General features: G+C 71.2%; 12 protein-coding genes. 6 read left to right on the top strand and 6 right to left on the bottom strand.

Annotation, left to right across the window (positions count from 1 at the left end; genetic code table 11):
• A partial coding sequence (locus ACTHNQ_RS07740; protein ID WP_440332535.1) for a polyribonucleotide nucleotidyltransferase occupies window positions 1-1,945 on the bottom strand: 1,945 nt, incomplete at its 3' end.
• Window positions 1,946-2,254: 309 nt separating this feature from the next.
• Between ACTHNQ_RS07740 and ACTHNQ_RS07735 the strand changes: the two genes are divergently transcribed.
• Window positions 2,255-2,437 carry a DUF5302 domain-containing protein gene (locus ACTHNQ_RS07735; protein WP_018172185.1) on the top strand — a complete coding sequence of 61 codons (183 nt, stop codon included), beginning with the start codon at window positions 2,255-2,257 and terminating at the stop codon, window positions 2,435-2,437.
• A gap of 17 nt (window positions 2,438-2,454) precedes the next feature.
• On the top strand, window positions 2,455-2,640 hold the full coding sequence (locus tag ACTHNQ_RS07730; RefSeq protein ID WP_440332533.1) for a hypothetical protein: 186 nt from the start codon (window positions 2,455-2,457) through the stop codon (window positions 2,638-2,640).
• A gap of 40 nt (window positions 2,641-2,680) precedes the next feature.
• Here the strand turns inward: ACTHNQ_RS07730 and ACTHNQ_RS07725 are convergent, their stop codons facing one another.
• A complete protein-coding gene (locus ACTHNQ_RS07725; protein WP_440332531.1) occupies window positions 2,681-4,126 on the bottom strand; it encodes a cation:dicarboxylate symporter family transporter in 1,446 nt (481 codons plus the stop codon).
• Window positions 4,127-4,310: 184 nt separating this feature from the next.
• Between ACTHNQ_RS07725 and ACTHNQ_RS07720 the strand changes: the two genes are divergently transcribed.
• Window positions 4,311-5,579: a sensor histidine kinase gene (locus ACTHNQ_RS07720; RefSeq protein WP_440332529.1), complete on the top strand. Its 1,269-nt coding sequence runs from the start codon at window positions 4,311-4,313 to the stop codon at window positions 5,577-5,579.
• The gene (locus tag ACTHNQ_RS07715; RefSeq protein ID WP_440332527.1) at window positions 5,576-6,283 is read left to right on the top strand and encodes a response regulator; all 708 of its coding nucleotides are present in this window, start codon (window positions 5,576-5,578) and stop codon (window positions 6,281-6,283) included. The genes ACTHNQ_RS07720 and ACTHNQ_RS07715 overlap by 4 nt, the downstream gene beginning before the upstream one ends.
• A 15-nt stretch (window positions 6,284-6,298) precedes the next feature.
• On the opposite strand, the gene ACTHNQ_RS07710 is transcribed toward ACTHNQ_RS07715, so the two are convergent.
• The gene (locus ACTHNQ_RS07710) at window positions 6,299-8,290 is read right to left on the bottom strand and encodes a GDSL-type esterase/lipase family protein (protein WP_440332525.1); all 1,992 of its coding nucleotides are present in this window, start codon (window positions 8,288-8,290) and stop codon (window positions 6,299-6,301) included.
• A gap of 139 nt (window positions 8,291-8,429) precedes the next feature.
• On the opposite strand from ACTHNQ_RS07710, the gene ACTHNQ_RS07705 reads away from it, so the two are divergent.
• Window positions 8,430-9,035 carry a DedA family protein gene (locus ACTHNQ_RS07705; protein ID WP_440332523.1) on the top strand — a complete coding sequence of 202 codons (606 nt, stop codon included), beginning with the start codon at window positions 8,430-8,432 and terminating at the stop codon, window positions 9,033-9,035.
• 36 nt (window positions 9,036-9,071) lie between these two features.
• The gene (locus ACTHNQ_RS07700) at window positions 9,072-9,902 is read left to right on the top strand and encodes a DNA/RNA non-specific endonuclease (protein WP_440332521.1); all 831 of its coding nucleotides are present in this window, start codon (window positions 9,072-9,074) and stop codon (window positions 9,900-9,902) included.
• Window positions 9,903-9,911: 9 nt separating this feature from the next.
• On the opposite strand, the gene ACTHNQ_RS07695 is transcribed toward ACTHNQ_RS07700, so the two are convergent.
• The 3 genes from ACTHNQ_RS07695 to ACTHNQ_RS07685 form a co-directional block, all read right to left on the bottom strand.
• On the bottom strand, window positions 9,912-10,556 hold the full coding sequence (locus ACTHNQ_RS07695) for an FMN reductase (protein ID WP_440332519.1): 645 nt from the start codon (window positions 10,554-10,556) through the stop codon (window positions 9,912-9,914).
• Between the two features lies 1 nt (window position 10,557).
• A complete protein-coding gene (locus ACTHNQ_RS07690; RefSeq protein WP_440332537.1) occupies window positions 10,558-11,763 on the bottom strand; it encodes an LLM class flavin-dependent oxidoreductase in 1,206 nt (401 codons plus the stop codon).
• Window positions 11,764-11,899: 136 nt separating this feature from the next.
• Window positions 11,900-12,781 carry an alpha/beta fold hydrolase gene (locus ACTHNQ_RS07685; protein ID WP_440332517.1) on the bottom strand — a complete coding sequence of 294 codons (882 nt, stop codon included), beginning with the start codon at window positions 12,779-12,781 and terminating at the stop codon, window positions 11,900-11,902.
• Window positions 12,782-12,875: the final 94 nt, after the last annotated feature.

Genomic DNA, 12,875 nt, shown 5'->3' with positions numbered 1-12,875 from the left:
GGGCGGCCTCGGCCGACGGGCCGTCGACGGCGCCGATGTAGACGGTGCCGTCCTCCTCGATGGAGATGTCGGCGCCGGTCTCGTCCTGGATCGCGTTGATCGTCTTGCCCTTGGGGCCGATGAGCTCGCCGATCTTGTCGACCGGGATCTGCACGCTGATGACGCGCGGAGCCGTCGGGGCCATCTCGTCCGGACCGTCGATCGCGGCGTTCAGCACGCCGAGGATCGTGATGCGGGCGTCGTGGGCCTGCTGCAGAGCGGCCGAGAGCACCGACGACGGGATGCCGTCGAGCTTCGTGTCGAGCTGGATCGCGGTGACGAACTCGGACGTGCCGGCGACCTTGAAGTCCATGTCGCCGAGGGCGTCCTCGGCACCGAGGATGTCGGTCAGCGCGGCGTAGCGCGTCTGGCCGTCGACCTCGTCGGACACGAGACCCATCGCGATGCCCGCGACGGGCGCGCGCAGCGGCACACCCGCGTTCAGGAGCGACAGGGTCGAGGCGCACACCGAGCCCATCGACGTCGAGCCGTTGGAACCGAGGGCCTCGGACACCTGGCGGATCGCGTACGGGAACTCCTCGCGGCTGGGCAGCACCGGCACGAGCGCGCGCTCGGCGAGGAAGCCGTGCCCGATCTCGCGACGCTTCGGGCTGCCGACACGGCCGGTCTCACCGGTCGAGTAGGGCGGGAAGTTGTAGTGGTGCATGTAGCGCTTGCTCGTGACCGGCGACAGCGAGTCGATCTGCTGCTCCATCTTGAGCATGTTCAGCGTGGTGACGCCGAGGATCTGCGTCTCACCGCGCTGGAAGATCGCCGAGCCGTGGACGCGCGGGATGACCTGCACCTCGGCGTCGAGCGGGCGGATGTCGGCGAGGCCGCGGCCGTCGATGCGGACGCCCTCGGCCAGGATGCGGCCGCGCACGATCTTCTTGGTCACCGACTTGTAGGCGGCCGAGAACTCGAGCGTCGCCACGGCGGGCAGCTCGTTCGCCTCGACGGCGGCGATCAGCTCGGCCTTGACGCGGTCCTTGATCGCGTCATCGGCGTTCTGGCGCTCGATCTTGTCGGCGATCTGGTACACGCCCACGAGGTCGTCGTACGAGCGGCCGGCGACGAAGTCGTAGACCTCCTGGCTGTACGCCGGGAAGACCGGGTACGGCTGGATCTCTTTCGCGGCGGTGTTCGCCACGACGTTCTGCGCCGCGACGAGCTCCTTGATGAACGGCTTCGAGGCCTCGAGGCCCTGCGCGACGACCTCTTCGCTCGGCTTGGTGGCGCCGGCCTTGATGAGGTTCCACGAGTGCTCGGTGGCCTCGGCCTCGACCATCATGATCGCGACGTCGCCGTCGGGCAGCACGCGGCCCGCGACGATGAGGTCGAACACGGCGTCCTCGAGCTGCGTCACGGTCGGGAACGCGACCCACTGGTCGGCGTGCTCGCCGTGGCCCGGGATGAGCGCGAGGCGCACACCGGCGATCGGGCCCGAGAACGGCAGGCCCGAGATCTGGGTCGACAGCGACGCGGCGTTGATCGCCAGCGCGTCGTAGAACTCGCCCGGTGCGATCGAGAGCACGGTGACGACGATCTGGACCTCGTTGCGCAGGCCGTCGACGAACGACGGGCGCAGGGGGCGGTCGATCAGACGGCAGACCAGGATCGCCTCGGTCGAGGGACGGCCCTCGCGACGGAAGAACGAGCCGGGGATCTTGCCGGCGGCGTAGGAACGCTCTTCGACGTCGACGGTGAGCGGGAAGAAGTCGAAGCCTTCACGCGGGTGCTTGCCGGCGCTGGTGGCCGAGAGGAGCATCGTCTCCTCGTCGAGGTACGCGGCGACGGCACCCTGTGCCTGCTGCGCGAGTCGCCCGGTCTCGAACCGGACGGTGCGGGTGCCGAAGCGGCCGTTGTCGAGGACGGCTTCGGCGAAAGTGATTTCCGGACCTTCCAAGAGGTCCCTCCTTCTTTGTTTAGGCTCGCACGCGCGTTTCGCGCACGAGCTTGTGCGAAGGAGCAGGAACAGGCAGATCTCGGCGCGCGGCACTGCCGCGGGACTCGCCAGCACTGGTCACCAGTAGAAGACCACCCGGCGATCTCGCATCGGGGAACCCACCAATGGGGACCAGCTTCCTGCCGGCCTGCTCCGTAAGCTCATATGTAGTTGAGCGGATGCCACAGGGCAACCCGCACAAGCCTATCAGCGAGCACCGCGATCCCCGTCACCCTGGCGAGCGCCGGATGCCGCGCCTAGGGTGGGGGCATGAGCACCGACGAGAAGCCGGCGTCTGCGGCATCCGATGAGATGAAGCGCAAATTCAAAGAAGCGCTCGACAAGAAGAACGCTCAGCACCGGGAGGGCGAGTCGCACCTGGACGGCGATTCCGCCGTCCACGGCACGCACGGAGCAGTGACCAAGCGCGAGTTCCGCCGCAAGAGCGGGTAGGAGTCCAGGGGTGTGACATGAGCGACTTCCGCGAGAGCATCCCCGACGACGATCGGGACGTGCCGCTGGACGACGAGGCCGAGTTCGAACTGCCGCCCCCGACGATCGATCCCCTCGAAGCCATCGAGGACGACGTCGACGAGCAGGAGTTCGAGGAGCACGAGTCGGCCATCGAGGCGGGAGAGATCGATCCCGGCGCATGAGCGTCGACGGGCGCGGGAGTGATCCCGCGCCCGTCGTGTCTCACCGGGAGAGCGTCCGCTCTCGAGCGCGACGCTCCTTGGCCTCGGCCTCGGCGACCGCGGCCTCCTCCAGTCCCTGGACGCCCACGGCGTCCGTCGAGGTCGACATGCCATCATGCCCGTCGCCCGACAGCGTCGTCTCGTCGAAGGGCAGCTCCCCCGCCAGCACGCGACGCGCGCGGGCCGCGTCGAACTGCTTGGTCCAGGTGCCGATGAGGACCGTGGCCACGGCGTTGCCCGTGAAGTTCGTCAGGGCGCGCCCCTCGGACATGAACCGGTCGATGCCGACGATCACGCCGACGCCGTTGACGAGGTCCGGGCGGTACGCCTGCAGTCCTCCTGCGAGGGTGGCGAGCCCCGCGCCGGTGACGCCGGCAGCCCCCTTCGACGCGATGATCATGAAGACCAGCAGGCCGATCTGCTGCCCGATCGACATCGGCGCTCCCATGCCGCTCGCGATGAACAGCGACGCCATCGTCAGGTAGATCGCGGTGCCGTCGAGGTTGAACGAGTATCCGGTGGGCACGGTGATCCCCACGACCGGCTTCGAGACGCCCAGGTGCTCCATCTTGGCGATGAGCCGCGGCAGCGCCGACTCGGACGACGAGGTGCCGACGATCAGCAGGTACTCGCGGGCGAGGTACTTCACGAGGCGGAAGATGCTCACGCGGGTCACCGCCCACAGCAGCGTGCCGAGCACCCCCACGATGAACAGGACGCACGTGATGTAGAACGCGACCATCAACGTGCCGAGTGCCCAGATCGCGGCGATGCCCGTGGTGCCGACGACGGCGGCGATCGCGCCGAAGGCGCCGATGGGCGCGAGCCAGAGGATCATCCCGAGGATCCGGAACACGAGCGCCTGGAGGTGCTTGACCGCGTTCATGATCGGCGCGCCACGGTCGCCCATCTGCTGCAGGGCGAAGCCGACGAGCAGCGCGATGAACAGCACCTGCAGCACGCTCTCGCCGGTGAAGGCCGAGAAGAACGTCGTGGGGATGATCCCGAGGATGAACTCCTGCGTCGTCTTCGCCTCGGCCGTCGCCTCGTAGGTCGAGTTCGCCATGTTCAGCCCCTCGCCCGGGTGCAGCAGGTTGCCGACGACGAGCCCGATCGCGAGCGCGAACGTCGACATCACCATGAAGTACAGCAGCGCGAGCCCGCCGATCTTGCCGACGGTGGCGGCTTTGGCGATGGAGCCGACGCCGACCACGATCGTGCAGAAGATGATCGGCGCGATCATCATCTTGATCAGTGCGACGAACCCCTCGCCGAGCGGCTTGAGCGCGACGCCGACGTCGGGCCACACGAGCCCGACGATCGCCCCGAGCGCGACGGCGGCGATCACCGCCAGGTAGAGCCAGGTGTGCTTGTCCCACGCCTGCTTGCCGCGCCTCCAGTTGAAGCCCGGGAGCGTGAACGACGTGGTGCGGGTCGAGAGAGCCATCATTGCCTCCTGCGGTGGGAACGTCGGTGTGTGTCCGCGGCATCGCCTTCGGTGTGCGACGCGTCCACAGCGTGCCCCGCGGTGCGCGCGTCGTCCGATTTGCGGTCATATTGGTCGCGGCCAGAGGGTCGCCCGCCGGCGCTCGGGCGGGGAGGATGGATGCCGGGCATCGAGGAGGACGGCCATGTCATCGCGGACGCAGCACGGCGGGAGCGCGGCATCCCGCGTGTTCCTCGTCGTCGCACTGTCGGCGGCCGTCATCGTCGCGGTGCTGGCGATCGCGCTCGTGCTGGACGCGGAGCGGTCGGAGAGGACCGAGGCCGAAGAGGTCACGCGGGCGGTCGCCGAGTCGCTGGCCGCGCTCCCCGAGGTCGGCGATGCGCTCGCCGCCCCGGATGCCTCGACGCGGCTGCAGCCGGTGGCGGAGAAGGTCACGACGCAGGCCGGCGTCGATTTCGTCACGATCATGACGCCCGACGGGATCCGGGTGACCCATCGCGATCCCACGCAGATCGGCCGCCACTATCTCGGCACGATCCCCGAGACGGCGGCTCCGTACACCGAGGAGTTCACCGGCACGCTCGGCCCCTCCGTACGCACCATCGTCCCGGTGACGGTCGACGGGGCCGTGGCCGGGTGGGTGTCGGTCGGCGTCACGATCGGGAGCATCTGGTCGAAGATCCTCCCCCGGCTGCCGTTCGTGGTGTCGATCGTGCTCGCACTGCTCGCGGCCGGCCTCATCGGGGCGTGGCTCGCCGGCCGCACGACGCGGCGCGTGGCCGGAGACCTGCCCGCGGGGACGATCCGCGACGCCGTCGCGTCGTACGAGTCCGTCCGCACCCTCGGCGAGGCGCTGCGCGCTCAGACCCACGAGCACGGCAACCGCATGCACACCGCGGTGTCGCTGCTGGAGCTCGGTCGCACGTCCGAGGCGATCGAGATCCTCACCGAGACGTCGAGGCAGAGCCAGGACCTGGTCGATCAGGTCGCCGCACGACGCGGCGGCGACCCGACGGTGGGCGCGCTGCTGCTGGGCAAGGCGGCGCAGGCGCGCGAACGCGCGATCGAGTGGTCGGCCGAGATCGACCCCGACGCGCCGCGCAGCGTGCTCTCCCCCGTCGACGCCGTGTCGGTCGTGGGCAACCTCATCGACAACGCGATGGATGCCGCGGCTGCGGGCTCTCCGCCGCGCTGGGTCCGCGTCGTCTTCGCTTCGAGCGCCTCCGGTCCCGCGGGACTGCGCATGGAGGTGTCCGACAGCGGAGCCGGCGTCGATCCCGACCTCCGGGACCGCATCTATGAGCACGGATTCTCGACGAAGGCCACGGGGCCCGAAGGCCGGGGCGTCGGCCTCGCGCTCGTCCGGTCGGTGGTCGAGGACGCGGGCGGCACGCTGGAGCTGCGCGATGACCCCACGACGTTCGTCGTCACGCTCCCTGCGAGGCCGGCGTGATCCGGGTGCTGCTGGTCGACGACGATGCGCTCACTCTGGAGCTGCACCGCGACTATCTGGACCGGCTCGAGGGGTTCATGGCCGTCGCGGAGTGCTCGAGCGCACACGCGGCGATCGACGCCGTCCTCGGTCGCGGCGGCGGGATCGACCTCGTGCTGCTGGACGTGACCATGCCGGACGGGACCGGGCTCGACGTTCTGCGGCACGTCCGGGCGCGCGGCTCGGCCGTCGACGTCATCGCGATCACCGGAGTGCGCGACGCCGAGGTGGTACGGCAGATGGTGTCGCTCGGCGTGGCCCAGTACCTCGTCAAGCCCTTCACCTTCGCGACGTTCCGCGAGCGCCTGGAGCAGTACCGCGAGTACCGGCGCCGGGCGATGCAGGCCGCCGGAGCGCCCACGCAGTCCGAGATCGACGCCCTCCTCGGGGCGCTGCGACCTGCGCTCCCCGTCCCCCTCCCGAAGGGGCTGTCGGCCGACACCCTCGACCGCGTGAGCGACGAGGTGCGGCTGCGCGGACCGGTCTCGGCGGTCGAGGCCGCCGAACGCCTCGGCATGTCGCGCGTCGCGGTGCGCCGCTACCTGGAGCATCTCGTCGCACAGGGGCGCGTGCGACGCGCCTCACGGTACGGCACACGAGGACGACCCGAGTCGGAGTACGCGTGGGTGCTCGCGTCCGCAGCCGACAGCGCTGCCCGCGGCTGACGCGCACCCGTCGCGTCAGCCGACGTGCGTGCGTGAGCGCACGTCGCCGCGGCCGGCGATGAGCACGTAGCGATCGTGCTTGGCCACGCGCCCGTCGCCGGCCGTGCGACCGCGCAGGCGCCGCCACACCCACGGGAGCGCGTCGCGCCGCAGCCAGGTCCCGTGCGCCATGGGGTCGTCGTCCGCATGCAGCGCGGCGTCGAGGTCTCCGAGCGCCTCGGCGTCCGGGACGCCCAGAGCCTCGGCCGCACGGTACGCCAGGAACCGGTGACCTCGCGAGCGCAGGTGCACCTTGTCGTCGGCCCAGAGGTCGAGGTCTCCGATCGCGGGCAGGCCGTCAGGGCCGAGGAACACGGCGGTGTCGAGCAGCACCGCGCCGGTCTCGTCGGCGATGCGCCGCAGCTCCGACGCGAACACCGCGAAGCGCCGCGCGAAGAGGGTGGCCGCCCGGCGGCGGGGCAGGAACGGCGTCACGAGCAGCACGTCGATGCCCGCCTGCCGCAGCCGCCGTACGGCGCGCTCGACCTCGGCAGCGACCGCGACGGCGTCGACCCGACGGGCGACGAGGTCGTTCGCGCCGATCAGGACCGACACCAGATCCGGCCGCAGCGCGAGCGCCTGCGGCACCTGCTCGTCGACGAGCCGGCGGACGGTACGGCTGCGCACGGCGAGGTTGGCGTAACGGAAGGGCACGCCGTGCTTCTGCGTGTGCGCGAGCAGCTGGGCGAGCCGGTCGGCCCAGCCGCGGTACTCCCTCGCCGGCATGCGCGAGGTGTCGCACAGGCCCTCGGTGATGGAGTCGCCGAGCGCGACGAAACGCGACCACTCCTGAGGACGGGTCGACGCCGGCGCGGGAGTGGAGGGTCGCGTGACGCCGCCGCGCGGCAGGGCGTCGTCGATGGGGCGCAGCGTCCGGGCCTCGTCGTAGTGCTCGACCAGGCGCCGGCACACCGCGTCCCACGTGCGGCCCCGCACCGACTCGGCGGCGCTGGCCGCGAACGCGCGCCGCTTGCCGTCGTCTCCCACCAGGTCGGCGACCCTCGCCCGCAGGTCGGCGAGGTCGCCCGGCCGGTAGAGCCAGCCGTCGACGCTCGAGCGCACGAGGTCGACCGGGCCGCCGACACCCGTCGCGACGACCGGCACGCCGCTGGCGAGAGCCTCCTGGATGGTCTGCCCGAACGTCTCGCTCTCGCCGGGGTGCACGAAGACGTCGAAGCTCGCCAGCGCCGCGGCGAGCGCGTCGCCGGTCAGGTGCCCGGTGAACACGGCGCCTGACAGAGCGCCTTCCAATGCGGCCCGCGCCGGCCCGTCGCCGACGATCACGAGCCGCACTCCGGGCAGATCCGCGAGCGCGGCGAGGTCCTGCACCTGTTTCTCCGGCGCCAGCCGGCCCACGTACCCCACGACCATCTCACCAGGGGCGACGGCGGCGCGCCATGCGTCGCTGCGACGCTGCGGCCCGAACCGCGTCGTGTCGACGCCGCGGCCCCAGCGGCGCAGCCGGTCGACGCCCAGGCCCTCCAGCTGCTGCAGCGAAGCCGTCGACGGCGCGAGGGTGAGCGTGGCGCGCCGGTGCAGGCGCGCGATGTGGCGGCCGACGAGGGCGGAGGCGTGCGGCATCCCGTACTTCTCGGCGTAGGCGACCACGTCGGTCTGGTAGACGGCGACGGTCGGGACGCGCAGCGCGTCGGCGGCGAGCAGCCCCTGCCAGCCGAGCACGAAGGGCGAGGCGAGGTGCGCGACGTCGGGCCGGAACTCGCGCAGGATCGCGGTGAGGCGTGCGGCGCGCGCGAACACCACGCGCACGTCGGGGTAGGACGGCAGCGGCACCGACCTGAGCAGCTCGGTGCGCGCACCGTGCAGGTCGGTGGTGATCTCGCCGGCGCGCGGCGCGACGACGAGGGCCTCGTGGCCTTCGGCGGCGAGGTGACGGAGGATGTGGAGCACCGACCCCGTCACCCCGTTCATGTGGGGCAGGAACGATTCGGCGAGAAGTGCGACTCTCACGTTCCCAGCGTGACGGGCTCCGGTCGGCCGGATGCCGCGAACCGGCCCGCGCGCGCAAGTGTTCACCCGATGCACCACGGCAGGTCACCGGACGTGCCCCGTTCGGTCGCCGTTCACCGCGCCCGCGTACGAAGGAGGGGTGGTCGAGGATCTGCTGGCCGAGGTCGCGCGCAGCGCGTGGGCGCTGCCGCTGCTGTTCGCGCTCGTGCTGGGCGACGCCTTCCTCGTCGTCATCCCCGGCGAGGCGGCGGTGACGGCGCTCGGCGCGCTGGCCGTGTCGCAGGGCGAGCCTCCGCTGGCGGCCACCGTCGTGGTGGCGGCCGCCGCCGCCCTGACGGGCGACGCCGTCTGCTACGTGGTGGGCCGAACGATCGGCCTGCAGCGATGGCGGTGGATGCGGGCGCCACGCGCGCAGGCCGCCTTCTCATGGGCGCGCGTGCGACTGGAGCAGCGCGCGGCGCTCGTGCTGTTCACGGCCCGGTTCATCCCGTTCGCGCGTCTCGCCGTCAACCTGACCGCGGGCGCGACGCGGCTGCCTGCGCCGCGGTACATCGCGGTGGCGGGGCTCGCAGCGCTCGCGTGGGCGCTGTACCAGGCGCTCGTCGGCGCCGCCGTCGCGGCACTCGTCCCGGGCGGGCCGGTCGTGGCGGTCGTCGTCTCGGTCGTCTTCGCCGTGGGTCTGGGCCTCGCGATCGACGCCGTGCTCGCGCGGCGGCTCGGTGCGACGCGCCCGCCGCGCGGCTGACGGGCCGATGTCGTCGGCGCACGACAGGATGAGGCCATGGCAGAGGCGATCACCGCAGGCTACGACGACGCGTTCCTCGGCACCGGGCTGCCCCTGCCGAGCCCTGCGGACGGGCGGGCGACCCACGAGCTGACCTACCCGCGCTTCACGGTGCTGCTCGACCCCTCCCGGCGTCTGGCTGCAGTGACGGGGGTGAACATCGACGGGTCGACGCTGCTCGACCTGCCGCGCACCGGCCAGTGGCGCCTCGATCCCCGCGTCACCGATGACGAGCAGGCGGGACCGGCCGTCTACGCCGACAACGACCTCGACCGCGGGCACCTGGTGCGCCGGCGCGACCCGGGCTGGGGCACGCCGGCGCAGGCGCGCACCGCGACCGCGGCAACCTTCGTGTACCCGAACGCGGCACCGCAGGCGAGCGGCTTCAACCAGTCCAAGGAGCTGTGGCTCGGTCTCGAGGACCACGTGCTGGAGTTCGCCGACACCACCGACGAGCGCCTCGCCGTGTTCACCGCGCCGGTGCTCGCCGACGAGGACCCCGCGTATCGCGGCATCCGGATCCCCCGCCGGTTCTTCAAGGTCGCCGCGTGGGCCGCACCGGTGGACGGGGCGCCGCAGCTGTCGGCCGCGGGATTCGTGCTGGACCAGTCCGATCTGATCGACGTCGTGCACGGCGCGCTGGCGGTGCCGCCGCTCGGCGCGTTCCGGACGTTTCAGGTGCCGATCACCGACATCGCGGTGCTCGCGGGCATCGACCTCGGCCCGCTGGCGGCAGCCGATGTGCTGCAGCCCCCGCCGGACGCAGAAGTGCGCGGAGAAGACGGCTGGCGCCTTCTCCGCGCACCGGAGGATGTGTTCCTGGGCTGATGCCCTGCGCTACTCGCCCGACAACCCGCCCAGCAGGTGGCCGAACGAGCGGCCCTCGCCGAGGTAGCTCGCGGGGTCGAACGGGTCGCTGTCCTTCGCGGGCTCGCGGCGGGCGATGGCCTCGGCGAGCTCCCGCGCGCCGCGCTCGACGCGGTCGGCCAGCGGCGCGACGTTGTCGGCGCTCGCGCCCCAGTCGCTCGACGCCGCGAACACACCCGTCGACACGGGCTCGGCGTGCAGGTACGTGAACAGCGGCCGGATCGCGTAGTCGATCGCGAGCGAGTGGCGCGCCGTGCCGGCGTTGGCGCCGATCAGCACCGGCTTGCCGGTCAGGGCATCGGGGTCGAGCACATCGATGAACGACTTGAAGAGCCCCGAGTAGCTGGTCGAGAAGATCGGCGTCACCACGATGAGCGCGTCGGCCGAGACGACCGCGTTGATCACGGACTCGAGTGCGGGCGGCGCGAAGCCGGTCAGCAGGTTGTTCGTGATGTCGTGCGCGTAGTCGCGCAGCTCGAACACGTCGACCTCGATCTCGATGTCGCGCTCCGACAGCTGCTTGGCGGTCGCCGCGGCGAGGCGGTCGGCGAGCATGCGCGTGGACGACGGGTTGGACAGGCCGGCGGAGACGACGGCGATACGACGAGCGGTCATGTCACGCCTCCTTGCGGCCGAGGCCGAACGCGGCGCCCGCGGGGGCGACCGCACCGGCGTCCTGGTAGGGCGAGCCGGCGGTCAGGTTGTCACCGCGGTTGGCACCGGGCACCGCCTGGCGGGCGGGGCCGTCGCCGTACTTCGCCTTCACGAGGCCGGCGTGCGTGGGCGCGTCGGGGACCTCGGCGGGACGGTCCTTCTGCAGCTCCTTGCGCAGCACCGGCACGACCTCTCCGCCGAGGATGTCGAGCTGCTCGAGCACCGTCTTCAGCGGGAGTCCGGCGTGGTCGACGAGGAACAGCTGGCGCTGGTAGTCGCCGAACGTCTCGCGCATGGCGGCGTAGCGGTCGATGACCTGCTGGGGCGAGCCGACGGTGAGGGGCGTCATCTCGCTGAAGTCCTCGAGCGACGGGCCGTGGCCGTAGACCGGGGCGTTGTCGAAGTACGGCCGGAACTGGTTCACCGCGTCCTGCGACTTCGCGGCCATGAACACCTGGCCGCCGAGGCCCACGATCGCCTGCTCGGGGGTGCCGTGGCCGTAGTGCGCGTAGCGCTGGCGGTACAGCTGGATCAGGCGCTGGTAGTGCTCCTTCGGCCAGAAGATGTTGTTCGCGAAGAAGCCGTCGCCGTAGTACGCGGCCTGCTCGGCGATCTCGGGCGTGCGGATGGAGCCGTGCCACACGAACGGGGCGACGCCGTCCAGCGGACGCGGGGTCGCGGTGAAGCCCTGCAGCGGCGTGCGGAACTGACCCTCCCAGTCCACGACGTCCTCGCGCCACAGCCGGTGCAGCAGGTTGTAGCTCTCGATCGACAGCGGCAGCCCCTGGCGGATGTCCTTGCCGAACCACGGGTAGACCGGGCCGGTGTTGCCGCGGCCGAGCATGAGGTCCATGCGCCCGTCAGAGACGTGCTGGAGCATCGCGTAGTCCTCGGCGATCTTCACCGGGTCGTTCGTCGTGATCAGCGTGGTCGCGGTCGACAGGATGAGGCGCTCGGTCTGGCCGGCGATGTACGCCAGCGTCGTCGTGGGAGACGACGACCAGAACGGCGGGTTGTGGTGCTCGCCGATGGCGAAGACGTCCAACCCGACCTCTTCGGCGTGCTTGGCGAGGGTGACCGCGTTGCGGATCTTCTCGGCCTCACTCGGGGTCTTGCCCGTCGTGGGGTCCTCGGTGATGTCGCTCACCGAGAAGATGCCGAACTGCATGCCCTGCCACGTGGTGCTCTCGCTCACGATCTCTTCCCGCTTCCCCTTTGTGAAGGTCTATGCAAATGAATGTATCTCGTGCAACGCGTGCGGTTCCAACTTATTCCCGACGGGATGCCGGGCGCCCGGCCTCCCGTCATCCGGCCTCGGCGAACAGCGCCAGCATGTCGCGGGCGAGCTGATGCGGCGCCGTCTCGCACGGCGCATGACCTGTCGGGTACGTCGCCACGCGGGCGCCGATGCGGGCGGCGTACTCGTCGTGCTGCGCCTGCGGCCACAGATCCTGTTCGCCGACGGCGATGAGCTTCGGGATGCCGGCGGCCGCGACCTCGTCCGTCATGTCGGGGGTCGTCATCATGAGCCCCACGACGTCGTCGATGCACGCGCGGCCGGTGATGCCCAGGCGCTCGCGCACGAAGGCGATGCGGCCGGGAGGCGTGCGGTTGAGGTTGTAGCGGATGCCCCACAGGATGAGCCCCGCCGCCCGGTGCGGCGACATGTCCGAGATCGGCCCGATGTGCTTGACGCCGCGGAACACCTGTCCCGTCGCCGGCGGCGCAGACATGAGCGTGAGGCTGCGGAACAGATCCGGACGCGCCACGAGCGCCAGCTCGGTGACCACCCCCGCGAAGCTGTAGCCGAGGACGTGGGCAGGCCCGCCGTCTTCGAGGATCGCGACGAGATCGTCGACGAACAGCGGGTAGTCGTAGTGCTCGCGAGGCGGCACCAGGTTGTGGGGACCGGCATCCGCAGATCCGTAGTGACCTGCGATGTCGTACGACTCCACGCGGTACCCCGCTGCCGCGAAGAGCGGGAACATCAGGACGAAGTCCTCCTTCGACCCGGCGACGCCGGGCACCAGCACGACGCGCGGGGCATCGGGATCGCCGAGTCGCACCCTCGCGAGCCCGCCGCTCGGAGCGGCGAACACGTCCCGTTCGGCGCCCTCGGGGAAGACATGCCAGTCGAAGTCGGGGAGGGCCTGGTCGCGCTGCAGCGCGTCGTCGATCGTCGTCATCGCGACTGCGACACTACCGCTCGGGCAGACCCTCCAGCTCGTCCTGACGCGGCGCGTAGTCGATGTGCCCGCCGTCGGCGTCGAACGCCTGCAC

The sequence above is a fragment of the Microbacterium sp. genome, from assembly GCF_051953575.1.
Classification (GTDB): Bacteria; Actinomycetota; Actinomycetes; order Actinomycetales; family Microbacteriaceae; genus Microbacterium.
This window is presented reverse-complemented; position numbering and strand designations above follow the sequence as displayed.

Bases quoted from the DNA above. Each gene is read 5' to 3' on its own strand.
- ACTHNQ_RS07735 (WP_018172185.1), top strand. From the start codon at position 2,255: ATGAGCACCGACGAGAAGCCGGCGTCTGCGGCATCCGATGAGATGAAG.
- ACTHNQ_RS07685 (WP_440332517.1), bottom strand. From the start codon at position 12,781: ATGACGACGATCGACGACGCGCTGCAGCGCGACCAGGCCCTCCCCGAC.
- ACTHNQ_RS07700 (WP_440332521.1), top strand. From the start codon at position 9,072: ATGGCAGAGGCGATCACCGCAGGCTACGACGACGCGTTCCTCGGCACC.
- ACTHNQ_RS07720 (WP_440332529.1), top strand. From the start codon at position 4,311: ATGTCATCGCGGACGCAGCACGGCGGGAGCGCGGCATCCCGCGTGTTC.
- ACTHNQ_RS07725 (WP_440332531.1), bottom strand. From the start codon at position 4,126: ATGGCTCTCTCGACCCGCACCACGTCGTTCACGCTCCCGGGCTTCAAC.
- ACTHNQ_RS07730 (WP_440332533.1), top strand. From the start codon at position 2,455: ATGAGCGACTTCCGCGAGAGCATCCCCGACGACGATCGGGACGTGCCG.
- ACTHNQ_RS07690 (WP_440332537.1), bottom strand. From the start codon at position 11,763: ATGCAGTTCGGCATCTTCTCGGTGAGCGACATCACCGAGGACCCCACG.
- ACTHNQ_RS07695 (WP_440332519.1), bottom strand. From the start codon at position 10,556: ATGACCGCTCGTCGTATCGCCGTCGTCTCCGCCGGCCTGTCCAACCCG.